Source organism: Microbulbifer donghaiensis (assembly GCF_900129095.1).
In the GTDB taxonomy this organism is placed as follows: domain Bacteria; phylum Pseudomonadota; class Gammaproteobacteria; order Pseudomonadales; family Cellvibrionaceae; genus Microbulbifer; species Microbulbifer donghaiensis.
The window spans coordinates 96,531-114,780 of sequence record NZ_FQVA01000008.1 but is presented as its reverse complement, the minus strand read 5'-3'; the positions used below and the strand labels follow the sequence as shown (position 1 = coordinate 114,780).

Below are 18,250 nucleotides of genomic sequence, written 5' to 3'. Positions count from 1 at the left end.
TCACCCGTCCGCCGCTCTACTCATTCCCGAAGGAACTTTCGCGCTCGACTTGCATGTGTTAGGCCTGCCGCCAGCGTTCAATCTGAGCCATGATCAAACTCTTCAGTTTAAAGAGTCGCCCTTCATAGCAACCGGAATATGGTTACTAATCGGACTTAAGTCTTGCTCGGAATTAAAACGTAATTCATTGACATGAGTTACTTACTTCCGATAAATCTTTTTCTGGCCGAAGCCAGATGTATCGATTCATCGCCCCGTAAGCACCCACACATATTGCTTGATCGAATTTTTAAACAACTCAGTTGAGCGCTAGGCCCTAACTGCGGGACGCGTATTCTACACATCCGGGCTGCTGAAGCAAGTGCTTTTTTGCAGCTTTTTCGAGGCTTTTCAGCGATCCGAAGATCTCTTCCCTGCCTCGCGAAACCGCTTCCGGTTCCGCCTGAAGGGGCGCGCATTATAGCGACCTCTTCAACCTTGGCAAGCTCTTTTTTGGAGCTTTTTTTGGGGGGAGGAAGGGGCGCTAAACAGCTTCTCTTTCCTCTCTCGAAGGGCTGCCTGGAGCCCCTCGCGGAGCCTTTCAGCTCCTCTCGAAGTGGCGCGCATTATAGCGACCTCTTCGACCTTGGCAAGCTCTTTTTTGAAGAAATTTTCTTAAGAAAATCAATTACTTGGAGCCGCCTTCTCGCCGCTTGCTCAACGACGAGGGCGCGAACTATACGGGTTGCTGCGGCGCTCTGCAAGCCCTTTTTGGGCCTGTGGCAGATTTCCCTCCTCCGGGGAATCATCGGGGCCCTTACGGCCTCCTGCCTGTCGCGAACCCAAGTTCACGCTCCCGCTATTTAACTGTAGTGTCACAGTGGGCGAATACCAAGTAACTGGGGCGCTTATTGTTGGTCGCCTTTCGTGTCCTCCGCCCTTTCATCTGACCCACCGGTTCCGCTGGCTTTGCCGCCCGTTTCGCGAGCGGAATGGAAGCGCCCCCAGAACCACAGAGCCGGACCGGACGCGGTGTAGATCACCGCCAGCGCCAGCAGAACCCGCGGGGGATCAATGGTCACCAGGCTGAAGATCAGGATTACCGCGAGCATCATCACGAAAGGCACACGCCCCTTGAAATCCAGCTTCTTGAAACTCGTATAGCGGAAGTTCGATACCATCAATAGGCCGGCGGTCATTGTCACCACGGCAGCGACCACCGCCAGCCCAGACCCTACCTCGGCGTCATGGCCCGCCCAGACCATACTGGCGACAATGGCGGCCGCTGTCGGGCTGGCGAGTCCAATAAAGACCCCTTTATCGACCGTGTCCACCTGGGTATTGAAACGGGCAAGTCGCAGTGCGGCACAGGCCGCGTACAGGAAGGCCGCCGCCCAACCGAACTTCCCCAGATACCCCAGCGCCCAGCTGAATACCACCAGGGCCGGCGCCAGACCAAAAGACACCATGTCCGACAAGGAATCGTATTGCACGCCGAATGCGCTCTGCGTGTCAGTCAGGCGGGCCACGCGGCCATCCAACCCGTCGAGGATCATGGCGACGAATATGGCGATGGCGGCGGCCTCAAAGTTACCGTTCACCCCGGCAATAATCGCGTAGAAGCCGCTGAACAGGGCCCCGGTGGTGATCAAGTTCGGCAGCAAATAGACTCCGCGTGCGCGCACTTTTTTGCCGCTGGCGGAAACCTCTTCTTCGATGTGCTCGTCGACGGGCAGGCGGATCTCTTCCGCGGAAGCTTGCGCCTCGGGTGCGGCAGTAGATTTCTTTTCTTCCCCTTTGTCGCTCATATTTTCTCCATTAATGCATTGTGCAGCCGGCGAGTGTACCGCCAATGCCAAGCCAGCGCCCAGAACAAAAAAAGGCGGCGGGGTCTCCCCCGCCGCCTTTTGTCATCTTTGACCGATCAACTGTTGCCTTCGGTCTTATCGATAATCTTATTGGCCTTGATCCACGGCATCATCGCGCGCAACTTGGCGCCGACCTGCTCGATCTCGTGCTCACCGCCAATACGGCGCTCGGCTTTCAGGCGTGGCTGGCCAGCAAGGGATTCCAGCATAAAGTCCTTGGCGAATTTACCGGTCTGAATATCCTTCAGCACCCGCTTCATTTCGGCCTTGGTCTCTTCGGTAACGATGCGCGGGCCAGTTACATAGTCACCGTATTCGGCGGTGTTGGAAATAGAATAGCGCATGTCGGCAATGCCGCCCTGATACATCAGGTCGACAATCAGCTTCAGCTCGTGCAGGCACTCAAAATAAGCCATCTCCGGTGCGTAACCCGCTTCAGTCAGTGTTTCGAAACCGGCCATGACCAGCGCGGAAACACCGCCACAGAGTACCGCCTGTTCGCCGAACAGGTCGGTTTCAGTCTCTTCGCGGAAATTGGTTTCGATGATGCCGGAGCGGCCACCGCCGTTCGCGGAGGCATAGGAGAGGGCCAGCTCTTTGGCCTTGCCGGAGGCGTCCTGATACACGGCGATCAGCGTCGGCACACCACCGCCCTCAAGGTAGGTGGAGCGCACAGTGTGGCCCGGCCCCTTCGGCGCGATCATGATGACGTCAACGTCCTTCGGCGGCTCGATCAGCTCGAAGTGCACATTAAAGCCGTGGGCAAAGGCCAGCGCGGCGCCGGATTTCAGGTTCGGCGCCACCTCCTCACGGTAGATGGCAGCCTGGTACTCGTCGGGCGCCAGGATCATGACCACATCGGCATCTTTTACCGCATCGGTAATTTCCGCCACGCGCAGGCCGGCTTTTTCGGCCTTGGCCCAGGAGCTGGAGCCTTTGCGCAGACCGACAACGACATTGCTAACGCCGGAATCTTTCAGGTTGTTGGCGTGGGCATGCCCCTGGGAACCGTAACCGACGATGGCTACGGTCTTCTGCCGGATCAAAGAGAGATCGCAATCTTTATCGTAAAAAACTTGCATTGTTCACTTCCTATTTCTTGCCAATTCAAACACTCAAAACCTTTTCGCCGCGGGCGATGCCCGACACTCCGGAGCGCACCACTTCCATAATCGTGTGCTCGCCGAGAGCCTGCAAAAAAGCATCCAGTTTCTCGCCAGTGCCCGCCACCTGCACGGTGTACATATTGCTGGTGACATCCACTATCTGGCCGCGAAAAATATCCACACTGCGCTTGATCTCGTCGCGCTGCGCCCCACTGGCACGCACCTTGACCAGCAACAGCTCACGCTCGATATGCGAGCCCTCGGTCAGGTCGACCAGCTTCACCACGTCAATCAGCTTGTTCAGGTTCTTGGTGACCTGCTCAATCTTGTGATCGTCGCCAATAGTAACCAGCGTCAGACGTGACAGGGTGGCATCCTCGGTCGGCGCCACCGTCAGACTCTCGATGTTGTAACCGCGCTGGGAGAAGAGCCCAACCACGCGCGAGAGTGCACCGGGTTCGTTTTCCATCAGAACTGAAATTATTCTGCGCATCGTCTTACTTCCTAGGTCCGCTCCGTCTTGCTCAACCACATATCCCGCATGGAGCCATTCGGCATCACCTGCATCGGATACACATGCTCGGACGGATCGACGTATACATCGATAAATACGGTGCGGTCCTTGATTGCAAACGCCTCTTGCAGCTTGTCGTGCAGCTCTTCACGGCGATCGATCTTTACCCCGAGATGGCCATAGGCCTCCGCGAGTTTGACGAAGTCCGGCAGCGACTCCTCGTACACACTGTTGGACAGACGCCCTTCGTACTGCATTTCCTGCCACTGCTTCACCATGCCGAGCGCCTGGTTGTTCAGGCAGAGAATCTTTACCGGCAGGTGGTACTGGGTCGCGGTGGACAGTTCCTGAATACACATCTGGATACTGCCCTCGCCGGTTACGCAGACCACTTCTTTGTCCGGATGCGCGATCTTCACCCCCAGCGCCGCCGGCAGGCCGAAGCCCATGGTTCCAAGACCGCCGGAGTTGATCCAGCGCCGCGGCTTGTCGAACAGGTAGTACTGGGCCGCAAACATCTGGTGCTGCCCCACATCGGAGGTCACGAAGGCATCGCCCTCGGTAATGTCGTAAACGGCGCGGATGACCTCCTGCGGCATGATCAGGGCGCCGTCGGTCCGGTAACGGGGCGCCGTATAGATGCCATGGCGCTCGCGCCAGTCATCTATCTGCCGCCACCAGTCGACAATCGCCGATTGATCCGGCTGTTCATCGGAAGACTTCAGCATCTCCAGCATTTCACCCAGCACCGATTGCACAGTACCCACGATCGGGACATCCGCAACGATCGTCTTGGAAATGGAGGCCGGGTCCACATCGATATGGATAATCTTGGCACCGGGACAGAACTTGTTCGGGGTGTTGGTCACACGGTCGTCGAAGCGCGCGCCGACGGCGAGAATCACATCGGCGTGATGCATTGCCGTGTTGGCCTCAAAAGTACCGTGCATTCCCAACATGCCGAGGAAGCGCTTGTCGCTGCCGGGATAGGCGCCGAGCCCCATCAGGGTATTGGTCACCGGGTAATTCAGGCGCTGTGCCAGCTCGGTCAGCAGTTCGGCACCGCCCCCCTGCACCACGCCTCCTCCCGCGTAGATCACCGGTCGCTTGGCGGAAAGCAGCAGCGCCACCGCCTTGCGGATCTGGCCGCTGTGTCCCTTACCCGCCGGCGTATAGGAGCGCATGCGCACTTTCTCCGGGAAGCGGTACGGGAAGCGGTCAGCTGGATTGGTAACGTCCTTGGGCACATCGATAACCACCGGACCGGGACGGCCGGTACTGGCGATATAGAAAGCCTTTTTGACAATTTCGGGAATTTCCTCGGCATTCTTGACCAGGAAGCTGTGCTTCACGATTGGCCGCGAACAGCCGACCATATCGGTTTCCTGGAAGGCGTCCTCGCCGATCTTGTCACTGGGGACCTGACCGGAAATCACCACCATGGGAATGGAATCCATATACGCGGTGGCAATGCCGGTAATCGCATTGGTCGCGCCCGGACCCGAGGTCACCAGCACCACCCCCGCCTTGCCGGTGGAGCGGGCATAGCCGTCCGCCGCGTGAGTAGCACCCTGCTCGTGGCGCACCAGCACGTGCTTGATGCCCTTTTGCCGAAAGATGGCATCGTAGATATGTAACGCCGAACCGCCGGGGTATCCGAATATCAATTCAACCCCTTCATCCTGCAGCGCGCGAACCAACATATCGCCGCCGGAGAGTAATTCCACTGAAGCCCCCTCAAATTTCCTGTTTCGTAGGATATCCATCACTCAAGAACGGGAAAACCGCCAGATGACGAGAAAGTCAAAGGGCGATTGTAAAGGAAAATTATGACAAATATCAGCCTGTAGCGTATTTTTGTGCCGGCTTTTAGGATAACTTCATCGGCAGCGCGAATACGCCAATCCCGCAGGACTCACTTAAAGGTGATCGCGACGGGCTTGCAGGCCTCCGAGGATAAGGAGGAGGACCCTCTCGACAGGGTGAGGCGGGCGGTGGCCCACCGGAAGGTAGAATGGAATCCGCGGGTGTGCGGTGACATCTACTCGCCGAGCGAACGATTGATTCTGCAAACTGAGTCGTGGCTGTCAATAGCGTTTGCTGCGGGTAATTGGCAAAACTGTTAAAACGGTTGCAGGAATGCGCGCCCAGACCGGTACAATGCCATCTGGCACATACGACACAGAACAAAAAGGGGCCCCCGATGCGCATCGCTCTCGCGATTCTGATTTCCATTCTTGCAATCTCCGCACATGCCGACGGCATCTACAAATGGGTGGATGAGAATGGCGTGGTGCACTTCGGCGCACAGCCACCGAAGAAAGAAGGGGTTGAGGTGGTCAGGAAGCCCAAGTCCGAGCGCTACAAGCAATGGCAGGCGGAACAGCAGGCCATGAAAGCGGAGACGACCGAGGATGCCGCAACTTCTGTCGAAAGATCCGTCGCCGCAAAACCGGAGCCGCAGCAGGACCCACAGCAGGCCGAGGCGCTGACCAAAGCGCAACAGGCTGTCCGCGCTCAACGCTGCCGTATGGCGCAGACCAATCTAAAGGAACTGACCACCCACTCCCGCGTGCGTGAGATTGGTCAGGACGGCAAGATGCGTGTCCTGCCGGAAGAGGAGCGCCAGCAGCGTATCGCCGATGCGCAGCAGACTATCCAAGAGAACTGCTAACACCCCAAGGCGAGCGCCAAGGAGGGCGCCGCTATGAAAAAGGACTTTTTCGCCACCCGCGTTCCCTCCCAGCCTTTCCCCAATTTCCCACTTTCCGCAGCGCTGTTTTCGCTGCTGCTATGTTTTACCGCTCCGCAGGCGGCGGCACAGCTCCCGAACTGTCCGCCGTGGAGCGACCATCGCGCGCAGACAGAGATCAGCCAGTTGCGGCAGAAAATTGCGCAGTGGGACGAGGCTTACTATTTCAAGCATCAGTCCCTGATCGAGGACGCGGTCTACGACCAGGCGCGGGCGAAGCTCGCGCGCTGGAACCTCTGTTTCCCGCAATACGCACAAGCGGCAACACCGCCGCAAGAAGTGGCTGGGCGAACACTGGTGCACCCGGTTCCCCACACGGGGCTGCGCAAGCTGGCCAGTGCCGCTTCGGTCGCCGACTGGCTGGATGCGCAGCAGGAAACCTGGATTCAACCCAAGGTCGACGGCGTGGCGGTAACGCTGATCTACGAGTACGGCAAATTGGTGCGAATGATCAGTCGCGGCGACGGCGAGCGCGGCCAGGACTGGACACACCACGCGCGGGAGATAGCGGCGATACTGCCGGAGATTCCCGACAACCGCGCGCAACTGGTATTACAGGGCGAAGTCTACTGGCGCTTTGAAGGCCACCGCCAAAGGTACGGCAGCAACAATGCGCGCGGACTGGCCAGCGGTGCCATGGCTTCGCGAACACTGTCACCGGAGCAGGCACAGCGGCTGGCGATTTTCATCTGGGACTGGCCGCAGGGACCTGCGGCCATACCGGAGCGCCTGCAAGCGCTGAAGGCGCTGGGCTACGACACCACGGCTTTCACCTGGCCGGTTGCAACCCTGGAGCAGGTCCGCAGCTGGCGCGACCGCTGGTACGGTGAACCGCTGCCATTCGCCACTGACGGCATCGTATTGCGGCGGGGCGCGCGACCAGCGGCCGAACACTGGCGCGCCGAGCCGCCGAGCTGGGCCGCGGCCTGGAAGTACCCCGGCGAAACGGCGCTGGCACAAGTCGTCGATGTGCATTTTCCAATCGGGCGCACCGGTAAGATCGTGCCGGTCATCGAGATCAGACCAACAACGCTCGACGACCGCGAGATCAGGCGCATCAGCAGTGGTTCTTTCGCCCGCTGGCGGAAACTCGATATCCGCCCCGGCGACCAGCTGCGCATAACTCTGGCCGGCCGGACCATTCCAAAAGTTCTCGATGTAGTGCTACCGGCGACCCGGCGCGCCGCGCTGGAGATTCCGGATCCCGGGGACTACAGCGCCCTGAGCTGTTGGCGACCGACCGCCGGATGCGAGCAGCAGTTTCTCGCACGCGCCCAATGGCTCGGCGAGAAACTGGGATTTCGCGGCATGAGCGAGGGCCAATGGCGTTCGCTACTGGAGGCGGGCGCACTGCCGGACCTGCTGGCCTGGACCAAGCTGTCGCACCAGGTACTAACTGGTATTCCCGGCATCGGCGACGGACGCGCCGCGCAACTCGAAAATAACTTTGCACAGGCCCACAGACGCAGCTTTCGCGACTGGATGATTGCGCTCGGCATGCCCTCAGCGGCCGGCCTCGCGGATGACTTCTGGCGAGGCGAGAATTTTTCCAGCCTCGCGCACCGCAGCGCTGAAGACTGGCGACAACTGCCAAATATCGGCCCCAAACGCGCGGAGTCGATCGTCGACTTTATGCGACATCCGGAAGTGTTGGCGCTGCGCCGACAGCTGGCAACACTGAAAATTGCCGGCTTCTGACGGCCTTAGACAGACTTGGATTCTGATCGGCCTTTCCGCGTCGGTCTAATTGATGTGAACGACTGGCCCGTCGCGGAACACGTAGCTCCGACCGACTCGTGCGGCCGCTGTACCGCCTCCGCCGGCTACTGAAATCAGACGAATCCGCCTCATGAATCCAATAAGAAATTAATTCACTGGTGAACGGAGTCTCCGCCTCAAGGAACCGTCGAACACTTCAAACTTAATAACGACGTGTGGACAAAAACCTTTTTCTTACGCCGAGGCAGGGGCTTGCGAATTGAACCGGTGGAGCAGAGTGCTCCACCAGCGCAACAAAAATCTATTTTTTCAGGGCTTTCTCACGAAGTGCCGTATAATTGTAATACAGACTCCCTTGAATCTCATCGTCCTCATTAACATGCTGCTCAGCGAAATCCTCTCTGGCGGTAGCAACGGGCTCCACCATGGGAGGGAGCTTAGAAAGATCAATTTGTTCCAGTACATTGATCATGACGTAAACATTGTATTGATCTATCTGCGTTTTTGAGTCAGCGTTCTTCATAATCAACATGTTATTACCGCGCTTGTCGGCCACGCTTTCAGGTAGGTCACCTATCTTCGGTCGAGCTATCACCCAGTAAACCCCAGAATCTAAACAACTATCGGTCACTTGCGGTGTGTCGCATGCCAATACTCGGTAGAGGCTTCCGCCTTCGACCGTTCTTTTCGTGACTCCATAATTTTCTATTGCAGGCTTTTCAATGTTTCGCCAACTTTCCTCAGACACATCAAAAACTTGAGGGATGAAATACGCTTTATTTGTCTCGCTAAAATTCCATGCCAGTTTACATTGGGCTTGATAAGTAGGTTTCTCACAACTTATTCTGCCTGAACGCTCAGGAGGCGAGGCATTGACTGAAAAAACAACCGCGCAGCATGATATAAAGCAAATGTAAGGTTTCATAATACGTTCTCCTCAAGGCAGTTGTTGCCCTTCGCACTGATGACGGGGTAGCCATACAAGATTTGAATCTGTATCCCACAATCCTCCAATGACAAATTTGTACCACTTGAGATTGACACCTGGTCCAACACAGCCATTTTGAGGAAGGTTATCTTGCCATTCACCCCACTCACCTTGGTTTGTGGGCGCTATCTTTATGGAATTCTTGCTCTGCACCGAATGACCGTTAGTCCAACTTAGAGCCCACAGCTTAAATAGTGGATCGCAATCGAAAAACTCCTTCCTAAGCTCAGGATCTGAAGCCGACGCTGAGAAGGCGGCAAAAGTCATACTGAGGTAGCACAAGAAGATGACTATTCGCTTCATATTGACTCCCTTTACTAGATTAAATGGATGCTCGAGTTAATCGTCGCAACCGATGTCATAATTTTTTTGAACCAGAAATCCAGAGCCAGGATAGCTGCTGCTTTAGGTTTAGCAAGATGTCAATAAATGGTTCTGCGTCACACTCGGGCCAATGAGAACGGAATCACTATATTTAGTAAAATTAGCTGATGTGATGAAAGTAGAAATGTTTGCCTCGCGTGGAGGCAGGCGACCTGGGTTGTCGGCGTCATTACCATCTAAAATGAATTGATTTTCTACGCCAATAGTTGAAGCCGGACAAGTCACTGATGAATCAGGCATAGTTATGGACTGGCCGAGCAGCTTTGCTCTATGGCTGGCACAAGACATCATGAGTACCTGCACTACAATTTACCGGCCAATTTATCACTAAGGGGATTTTGCAAGTTGAGGGATACGGAAATTTCATGGTGACCGGCATTCTGGGCAAAGCTTCTTGAGGAGAATTGCTGCGATCCGTTTACCGGGATAACACCTAACTCTTTAGGGACGCGAACTCGGAAGCCTGCCTCTTTACCATTGAGTATACGCAGGCACCAATGGATACCGGCCGAAGAGCAGAAAACGTAAATTTTTGCTCAATAGGTTTCCCATCATCCAAAACAAATTCCTGCACCCAGCCAACCGAAAATGCGTCGAGCACTACCGACGATGAAACGAAATGTTAAATACCACGCAAAGCAATGAGATACGCACTGCAAAACAATTGTATATTCATAACCCCCTAAATCGATTCTTGACAGCAGGTGCAAAAATTGACCAACACGAGAAAATTTTGAGCGCGGAAATGAAAAAAATAGAGCTAATAATGGAGCCGAAAGGTAGTATCGTCATTTATATACGTATTGACGAAAACATTGGATTTTTCGCCAACTATTGTTTTTCAATGGTCATATTAAAGTGTCTTTTTTCTAAATCTAGTCGATATTTTTAGCCGTTACTCACTTGCCGAGTAGCAGCCCGCCATCTCGAAAGCACAACTATGTGGTCCGTATAAATTTCTGGTAGTCCCGCCCGAGATACAGATACATCGCCGGCACCACGAACAGCGTGAACAGCGTGCCGATGGTCATGCCCGTGGCCACTACCAGTCCCATCGCGTAACGCGCACCGCCACCGGGACCGGCGGCGATCAGTAATGGCACCATTGCCAGTACCAGCGAAGCGGTGGTCATCAGCACCGGCCGCAAGCGGATGGACGCCGCCTCCTCAATCGCCGCGCGCCTGTACAGCCCGCCCCCCTGCAGATTGTCGGCAAATTCCACCATAAAAATGCCGGATATCTATGACTCCGTCCCATTGATCGACCCTCCTTGTCAGCCCCCGCTATCTTTATCCGAACTTTCAGAGCCAGAAAGCGCACGGATCAGCCTTCCACTCGATATCCACATAGCGGACCACATGACTATGAAAAGTATGAGCATGTAAGCAGGATCAGGAATTTCTACAGAAAACTTTTCCTCAATCCATATTCGACCACGATAGACAGCAAATCCAGAAAGCACGATAGTCGGCATCGAAACGAACAACCCAAGAAATACCGCCCTCAATACCATATTCTTTGATGATTTAACTCGTATTTCTCACAACTATAGTCATTGCCAACTGGCAGTGCTTCTGCAACCGCTCCAGATAGGTCAGCACCAGCTAGACCCACCAACCCTCCACGCAGACCAGGCTTTAACGTTCGGTTTTCCATAAACCCATTGGTAGCCCCTTCAGAGAACCCGCCAACAGCGATAAATCTATCTCTCACTAACCTAAAAGAACACGATTCACGTCTTTCGGCTTAGCACGGTAACATCGAATCATATGTTCACAATAGTCACCTACTGTTCGTATTACCAAAGTACCGGAAGCTAGTTCTTTAAGAACCTGGTGGTCTGCAACATCGCGAATATCGTAATCTAACTGATCAAACTCGTTGGCCTTGAAATTGGAGATAAAACTCGCCTTTAGATCCTCCCCAAATACCATGTCAAACGACAGCGCATCTGGATTCAGGTTAAACAAGCGAGCAACTCTTAGCTTGGCCGCTAAACGCAGATCATCTTCCGAAAATCCCATAGCACGATCTCTCTAATTGCCTTCACACTCACAGTCACCAGAAGATGTATTATCCCAGGCGGCCTTTCCGATAACCCCCCAGTCATAAAAGCCCTCAAAAATTAAAGCCCCAGTAGCTACTGTTCCCGCAGCCACACCTAAGGCCGCTCGCCCAGCTTCACGTAATACTCTGGTACCAAGCCGACCTGACCACCGACTTAACTGACCGGTATATGGGTTTAATTGCCCTTTGGGCACTCCAAGTCCTCTCAATTCTCCAGGAGTCTTGGGCATTGTGCCAATGGCCTCCGCCGTAACAAGAGTGCCGAGAGTGGCTATTAGATCGAGGCGATTTTTCTCAATTTGATCGGCAAACTTACCGAAGTCAAAACATAGCAAGCCAGTGGGGTCAATTGAATTGATCGGATCATTTGACACATATGCATAAATATTCGAGTCGCCAGCATCAAAGCGTATCGGATCTTTTGCGGTCCAACGTCCAGTCTCTGCATCGTAATCCCTCGCACCAAACCGAGTCAGCTTGGTGTGTTGGTCATAAATACCACCCGCAAAACCGAATGGCTGGAAACCAGGATTGGTATCTGCGATCACGTTGCCCCAGGCGTCGTAGTCCATACGCTGGGCAATCTCTCCCGTACTGGCCTTCACAACCAGTCTCGGGCTTCCAAGGTGATCACTGATAATACGGTAAGTAGTGCCTCCTTTTATCATGTAGGCAGGCACATTGACCTTTTCGGCATAGACGAAGCGAGCAACTATGTTGCCGCTTCCATCCAGCTCAACCACGGGGCTCAATTGATCTTCGTAGTGGAATCCCTGTACCAGCTGGCCGTTGACCTTCTTGCCGATTCTTCTGTCGCGGCCGTCGATCACGTATTCGATCCGCATGTCTCCGGGCAGGGTAGCGCTGATCAAGTTGCCGAATTCGTCGTAGCTGTAGCTGGTGTTCGCTCCGATTTCGGTCTTGCTTTTCAGTTCGCCGTTGGCGGTGTAGTCGTAGCTCGCCCCCTTGTAGGTAAGCAGGCGGTCCTGCTCGTCGTAGGTGGCGACTTGCTGGCCATTTTCGTGGGTGCGGTTACCGTTGCTGTCGTATTGCCAGCTTGTGGTCACTCCATCACGGGTAACGGACTTAAGGCGACCCGCTGTGTCGTACTCGTAGCTTTCGGTTACCGCGCTGCCGTTCAAGATTTCGGTTTTGCTGCTGATGCGGCCGAGACTGTCGCGCTGGTAGCCGAAGCTGGCCAGGGCGGTGCCCGAGGCTTCCGTCTCCGCACTAAGCAGCTCGCCGAAGCTGTTGTAGCCGTATTCGGTGACGGTGCTGCCCAGTTCCGAACTCGTCAGCAGGCCGCTCTGGGCGTGACGGGTCTGGCTCAGGGCGCCGGCCTGGAGGAGCAGGCCGTCATCGTCGTAGCCGAAGCTGACGCAGTTGTTCGTGTTGACGCACTGCTGGGTGAGCCAGAAGTTATTGTCGTAGTTCCAGGATACGCTGCCGGCAATGCTGCCGCCCCAGGTTTCGGACAGGGACAGGAAGCCGTCGTAGCTGTAGCTGAGGGTCCCGCCGCCGGGAGCGGTGATGGTGCTCAGCTGGCCGGAGTTCTCATCGTAGACATAGCTGTAACTGCCGCGGTCGATAGTGCGGCTGGCGAGGCGGCCACCGTCATCGTAGTCGTAGGCGATAGTGCGGCTGTCTGGGCGCTCTACCAGAGTCAGCTGTTTGTCCTTGTTGTACTGGTAGCGGGTCACCGTTTCCACGCCATCCAGATCCGGTGGGGTGTAGCCCTCCTCCAGGTTGACTTTGGTGTAGTTGAATAGGTGAGCCTCGCGCCCCGGCGGGATGATCGCGGTGAGGTTGCCGGCGGGGTCGTACTGGTAGCCGACACTGCGACTGTCGTGGTACGTCTGTCGGGTGACACGGCCGGCGAGGTCATAATCGAAGCTGGTGGTGCGCTGCAGGGTGTCGGTGATGCTTTCAAGGAAGCCGTCGGAGTCGTAGCCGTAGCTCACGCTGCGCTGCTCCATGCCCGTGCCCGCGGTGGACACGACCAGTCTGCCGCGAGTGTCGTAGCCAAAGCCGAGGGGCGCAAGGCCGCCGGCTTGCTGGAAGATGGGACGACCCTTTTCATCTAGCTCTGTAGTGCTCTGGCGACCTTCGGGCGTGATGCCCAGCCAAGTGCGGGTTGGGCCATCATAGGTCGCCGTCGTCACGCGACCGTTAACACTGACGGATTGCCCCAAGGAAGTATGGCTCAGGGGGTCTGACTTATCCTCCAGTGCAGCAGACCGTGTAGTGACGATAACCTGCTTCAAACCACTCGGCGTAGTCACCGTGACGTTATCGGAAACGGGCGCAGCCAAGCCAAAACGGGGATCGGGACCGGGCTTGCGGAAAGTTTCTGTTCCATCCGGAGCGATGGCAAGCACATCGCCATTTAAGCCGAAAAGTTTTGTCAGAATCGTACCGTCCGGATAAATGGTGTTGCGCAATCGGCCACCGACACTCTGTGGAACCACCTGGTAACGAGTGGTGTGACCCTCGGCGGAAGTCATGCGGTATTCATTACCGGGCTGTAGCTTATCCCTTTCCAAGGTCCAGCCACCTTCCGCTGCGTTGATGTCGGTTTGCAGAAAGCCGAGCGCGTCGTAAGTCATTGTGGAGCTGTGCTGGTTGGGGTCGGTGAAGCGGGTAAGTAGACCATCGCCCGTATAGCCCATGGTATGGCTTTCGCCAGCGGGATTGGTGGCACTGGCAAGGTAGCCTTCTGGATTCAGCAGCAGCGTGGTCCGCTGACCATCTGGTGCAACAATCGTCACGTTCGTACCGGAACTGTCGCGCTCGATGACCGTTGCACTGCCATAAGCGTCTTCGATACGCCTCAACAAGTTATTTTCATCGTAATGGAAATGGTAAACCACCTCGCCACTTACGGTGTCATATGTATTCAGGTGGCGCCCATTTACATCAAATTCATACAGTTCCCGTCCGCCTGCAGAGGCTACAAATGTATTCTCCTGTAACAAGGGTGGCCAAAATTCAACCTTACGAATATTATGTGCATTATTGTCAATTATGTAGAGTTCGTCAGCGTTGCCCAGCGCAATGCGAAGCGGCCAATTGAGTTCGGCATTATTGGCTGCACCACCATCACCAGAGACTCCTCGCTCACCCGTACCAACCACCGTCGAAATTATGCCATCGGGGGTTACACGCCGAATTCTTCGATTCCCTGTATCTGCTATATAGAGACTGCCATCTCGACCCACTGCAACGTCCGCCGGGCCAAGAGTTGCATCAATAGCCTTACCTCCATCCCCACTGAAACCAGAGCTCCCTGTCCCCGCTACCGTACTTATGACTCCATTTGGGTCGATTCTTCGTACGCGATCCGCGCCGAAGTCGGCGATATAGATACTGCCGTCTTGGGACACAGCCAGCCCACCGCTGTACTCGAAACTGGCATTTATCGCCAGCCCTCCATCACCCTCGCTTCCGAATTCTCCGGTACCAGCAATGGTTGAGATTATTCCATCGGGTCCAATTCGGCGTATGCGCGCGCCCGAACCTCCCATACTACTCCTGGTGACAATATAGAGACTGCCGTCTGGGCCAACTTCAACCGCACTCGGGTAATTTAATTTCGCGTTAACCGCAGGTCCACCATCACCTGAAAATCCCAGCTGACCAGTACCTGCCACACGCTCCAACGATCCATCTGGTCTTATTACATCGATCGTGCATGCGCTACTATTCGCAATATAAACATTGCCGTCGCCATCAACAGCGACATCCGCAGGCGAAATAATATTTATCTCGGCGGTAGGCCAACACGGAGAGGCGCTATCATCTCCCTCCACCATTGTGGAGATGATCCCGCTTGTGTCTATTCGTCGAATCCTGTTATTCCACCGGTCTGCGATGTAGACAGTGCCATCCGGAGCCACTGCCGCGCCCAGAGGCCCCCTAAACTGGGCTTCCCTAGCATCACCACCATCACCAGAGTCTCCGTATTCTCCAGTGCCGGCGATAGTCAAGATCTCCGCAATCGCAGACTTCTTCAGTGATTGCCCATCACCTCGATCCAATTGTCCATTCCGGATGTCATACTTATGGTGATTAGACAAAGTCCAGAAGCCAAATTCCTCGCCGCCCGTAGCGGAAGCAACAATTTGCTTTTGGGTCGATGACCAAAGCGTAATGGTCTGACGAGCCGGGATACCGCTGCCGCTGTCATCCACGAGCGAGCCCAACCCGGATCTCGAAAAAGCTCTCAAGGTATTATCCGGAACACTATAGAAAGCGTCATATACATAGCCGATTTTAATATTGGCCATTTGACTTCCGGATAGTTTTCGCCCAAATACATCAACCCCATCCCACACGAACTGATGCTGCAAGTTCATCTGAGGCGCAAAAGAGTACTCAAACTTTCGCCCAGCAATGGATACTTCGAGCACTACCTCTTTTAGTGAAGATGGAATTGTGTCTCCCGTGAGTTGAATTTCCGCGAACGCTTTGCGACCGGGCACGCGGTCACTGCGATAATTTAGTGTCAGGGGGGTGCCTACTACCTGCACTCGCTCCCGCAATACCTGGCCCTGACATTCGATGATCGAGCCACCCTCGCATTCCGGTTCAGGTTCCGGCTCATCAGTTTCCGTCTCTGGCTCAGGCCGCTCCGCATCATCTGGTGGAGTGAGAGGCCAGTTGAAATCCCATGGCGTAAAGTGATCAACCGGCACACGCCATAAGCTCGCACCAACTTCATAAATGTGTGTCAGCTGTTGCAGCTCGGCGTCGGTAATCCCCAATCTCGCTAGAGCAAACGCATCAGCGGCATTACCACTGCCATCCACGTCCAAGGTTGCGAGACCGTCTATTACATCTATGATCTCAATCACTACGCCATCGTCGGACGGTATCCATGCCGCACTTTGCTGATCGTACCAACCCGCGGGCACTACAGTTCCTGCGGGAAACTCTAAGAAGTTATCAACGTATACCGGTAGTGGTTGACTGAAGTCGACACGGGTGGCGCCGGCGGCGATGCCTTCGTCCACGCTGAGTTCCACGGCGTAGGTGTAGCCGCTGGTAGGCGGTAACTCACCGGGCATGGTTTCGGGGCCGTTTTCGCCGACGGTATATTCGGTGGCGCGCACGCTCAGCTGATCAATGGACGCCACGCCACCACCGGGTAGGGTCATGGTGGCCGTGGTGCCGGCGGGGAAGAGGATGGTGGCCTGACGGCTACCATCGTCGTCGGTCTGCAGGCCGCCCCGATGTATCTGGAACGGCTGGCTGTCGTCGGTTAAGTCTATAGTGGTGACCTGACTGTCCAGCGGGATCAGCACCACGTCTTCTGCGAGGGCGTAGTCGTTCCACGGGGCCTTAACCCGGCGCTGAGCGGGGAGATAACCCTCCTTCTCGTAATCAATCACCAGGTAGCCACCGCCGTTGACGGCCATATCGAAGCCGCCGTTTTCGCGGCTCTGGGTCCGGCCGAACTCCGGGTGGCCCTTGATCGTGATGGTAACGCCGTGCAGCGGGTTGTTTTCCTTGTCGCGCACTGTGCCGCGAATCACGGAGGCGCGGCGCTCCTCGATTACTTCCGGGTCCACTCCGGCCTGTATCGGGTTGGTGCCGGTGTAGAGGAACTCGGTGGTGCTCTTGAGACTGGAGGTGCCGGTGGTGTCGATGGGCGTAGCGACCTCCGCCGGTTCCGGAGGCAGATCGCCGGGCTCCCCACCGCCGCCGTCAGTGATGGTGAAGCTGCTGTCGGCGCTGGTGGCGTTACCGGCAAGGTCGCGGATGGAAGCGGTAAGCCGGATCTCCCCGGGTGGCAGGTCGTTTTGCGGCTGGCACAGGGCGGCGCCGCTATCCGCGGTGCAAATTCCGGCGCTGCCGTTGATGGTGAGTTCTATCGAGGAGGTATCAGCTACCAGGTTGTCGTGGAAGCCTAGCAGGATTTCCGGGCGCAAGTCCTGCACTTGAGCGCCACCTGCCGGTTGAATGATGGCGATGGTCGGCGCGGTTTTATCCAGATTGATGGTGACTTGAGCTTCCGCGCTGTTGCCTGCCTTATCCGTTACCGCTCCGGTAAATATCTGATTTTCTCCTTCACTGCTTACCACAACCGGCCCACTGCAGTCTTCGATACCGCTTCCTGAGTCACTGCAAATGAAACTCACCGTCACGTCATCCCTGTGCCAACCGGCGGCATTAGCGGCCGGGCTGACGACTGCATTAATTCCCGGAATATCATCGTCAAAACCAATCACTTCGGCACGCAAACCGCTTCCGGGTTGACCGGCCAACTTCACAGTTAGGGTATTTTGCAATTCAAGCGATACGGGGACTTCGAGATAGCTGGCGCTTTGGGTAAAGTCTTCCGGAGAGAACTTCTGTGTCCCATTGAGCGAGATGACACCAGACGTTACAGGGTAGGCGACCTGAAAGCTCGCCCCTTCTCCGTTGAGGATGCGCAGGCGGTAATGGTCGCCGACGGCGGGAGCGGAAAATGTGACCGTCTGCTCGACCGGCTGCCCGGTTTCTCGTATGAAGTCCTGTACACCACTAACGGAGAATTCACCGGCTACCGCTAGCGATGACACTATAAGCCCCAAGGCACACAAAAAAATTCGTTTCGCACGAAATAACTGCCGTAGAAACATGTTTCCCCCAATCGATCCTTGAAAGCAAGCACAGCAATTAGCCGAGCCAAAAAATATTGCATGCAGAAATGCGGTTAAAAAGAGTTCCGCATGCAATCACAGGGTGGCGGTGGTTTCAACAGATACATTGATACACAAAAGAATTTCGCGCCGACTTTTATTTGCCAGGAGCCTTATTAAAAATTATTTGATTTAACTTGGATTCGATTACCGAGTCTGCGGACCGTAGGCCGCTGAAGTTCGAAACTT

General features: G+C 55.5%; 10 protein-coding genes and 1 rRNA gene. 2 read left to right on the top strand and 9 right to left on the bottom strand.

Annotated features, from left to right (window positions below; translation table 11 throughout):
• The 5 genes from BUC36_RS17635 to BUC36_RS17610 all read right to left on the bottom strand — a co-directional run.
• Nucleotides 1–109 (bottom strand): 16S ribosomal RNA (locus BUC36_RS17635); the annotation flags it as partial.
• Nucleotides 110–887: 778 nt separating this feature from the next.
• Complete coding sequence (gene pssA, locus BUC36_RS17625) at nucleotides 888–1,787, bottom strand: CDP-diacylglycerol--serine O-phosphatidyltransferase (protein WP_073277654.1); 900 nt, start codon at nucleotides 1,785–1,787, stop codon at nucleotides 888–890.
• A 116-nt stretch (nucleotides 1,788–1,903) separates the two neighbouring features.
• On the bottom strand, nucleotides 1,904–2,929 hold the full coding sequence (gene ilvC, locus BUC36_RS17620; protein WP_073277652.1) for a ketol-acid reductoisomerase: 1,026 nt from the start codon (nucleotides 2,927–2,929) through the stop codon (nucleotides 1,904–1,906).
• Nucleotides 2,930–2,954: 25 nt separating this feature from the next.
• Nucleotides 2,955–3,446 (bottom strand): acetolactate synthase small subunit, encoded by a 492-nt coding sequence (ilvN, locus tag BUC36_RS17615; protein ID WP_073277650.1) that lies wholly within the window; start codon nucleotides 3,444–3,446, stop codon nucleotides 2,955–2,957.
• A gap of 11 nt (nucleotides 3,447–3,457) precedes the next feature.
• Nucleotides 3,458–5,194: an acetolactate synthase 3 large subunit gene (locus BUC36_RS17610; RefSeq protein WP_073277648.1), complete on the bottom strand. Its 1,737-nt coding sequence runs from the start codon at nucleotides 5,192–5,194 to the stop codon at nucleotides 3,458–3,460.
• A gap of 476 nt (nucleotides 5,195–5,670) precedes the next feature.
• On the opposite strand from BUC36_RS17610, the gene BUC36_RS17600 reads away from it, so the two are divergent.
• Together BUC36_RS17600 and ligB are read left to right on the top strand one after the other, a co-directional pair.
• On the top strand, nucleotides 5,671–6,141 hold the full coding sequence (locus BUC36_RS17600) for a DUF4124 domain-containing protein (RefSeq protein WP_073277644.1): 471 nt from the start codon (nucleotides 5,671–5,673) through the stop codon (nucleotides 6,139–6,141).
• 33 nt (nucleotides 6,142–6,174) lie between these two features.
• A complete protein-coding gene (gene ligB / locus BUC36_RS17595) occupies nucleotides 6,175–7,917 on the top strand; it encodes an NAD-dependent DNA ligase LigB (RefSeq protein WP_084536244.1) in 1,743 nt (580 codons plus the stop codon).
• 322 nt (nucleotides 7,918–8,239) lie between these two features.
• Here ligB and BUC36_RS18900 read toward each other — a convergent pair whose 3' ends face one another.
• The 4 genes from BUC36_RS18900 to BUC36_RS17570 form a co-directional block, all read right to left on the bottom strand.
• Nucleotides 8,240–8,863: a hypothetical protein gene (locus BUC36_RS18900; protein ID WP_143187038.1), complete on the bottom strand. Its 624-nt coding sequence runs from the start codon at nucleotides 8,861–8,863 to the stop codon at nucleotides 8,240–8,242.
• A 1,385-nt stretch (nucleotides 8,864–10,248) separates the two neighbouring features.
• Entirely contained in the window at nucleotides 10,249–10,536 is a 288-nt protein-coding gene (locus tag BUC36_RS17585; RefSeq protein ID WP_073277642.1) for an efflux RND transporter permease subunit, read from the bottom strand.
• Between the two features lie 487 nt (nucleotides 10,537–11,023).
• Nucleotides 11,024–11,335: a hypothetical protein gene (locus tag BUC36_RS17575; protein WP_073277638.1), complete on the bottom strand. Its 312-nt coding sequence runs from the start codon at nucleotides 11,333–11,335 to the stop codon at nucleotides 11,024–11,026.
• Nucleotides 11,336–11,347: 12 nt separating this feature from the next.
• Nucleotides 11,348–17,941 carry an NHL domain-containing protein gene (locus BUC36_RS17570; RefSeq protein WP_159436043.1) on the bottom strand — a complete coding sequence of 2,198 codons (6,594 nt, stop codon included), beginning with the start codon at nucleotides 17,939–17,941 and terminating at the stop codon, nucleotides 11,348–11,350.
• Nucleotides 17,942–18,250 lie beyond the last annotated feature (309 nt).

Excerpts from the sequence above, each read along its gene's own strand:
- pssA (WP_073277654.1), bottom strand. The coding sequence starts at position 1,787 with ATGAGCGACAAAGGGGAAGAAAAGAAATCTACTGCCGCACCCGAGGCG.
- ilvC (WP_073277652.1), bottom strand. The coding sequence starts at position 2,929 with ATGCAAGTTTTTTACGATAAAGATTGCGATCTCTCTTTGATCCGGCAG.
- ilvN (WP_073277650.1), bottom strand. The coding sequence starts at position 3,446 with ATGCGCAGAATAATTTCAGTTCTGATGGAAAACGAACCCGGTGCACTC.
- BUC36_RS17600 (WP_073277644.1), top strand. The coding sequence starts at position 5,671 with ATGCGCATCGCTCTCGCGATTCTGATTTCCATTCTTGCAATCTCCGCA.
- ligB (WP_084536244.1), top strand. The coding sequence starts at position 6,175 with ATGAAAAAGGACTTTTTCGCCACCCGCGTTCCCTCCCAGCCTTTCCCC.
- BUC36_RS18900 (WP_143187038.1), bottom strand. The coding sequence starts at position 8,863 with ATGAAACCTTACATTTGCTTTATATCATGCTGCGCGGTTGTTTTTTCA.
- BUC36_RS17585 (WP_073277642.1), bottom strand. The coding sequence starts at position 10,536 with ATGGTGGAATTTGCCGACAATCTGCAGGGGGGCGGGCTGTACAGGCGC.
- BUC36_RS17575 (WP_073277638.1), bottom strand. The coding sequence starts at position 11,335 with ATGGGATTTTCGGAAGATGATCTGCGTTTAGCGGCCAAGCTAAGAGTT.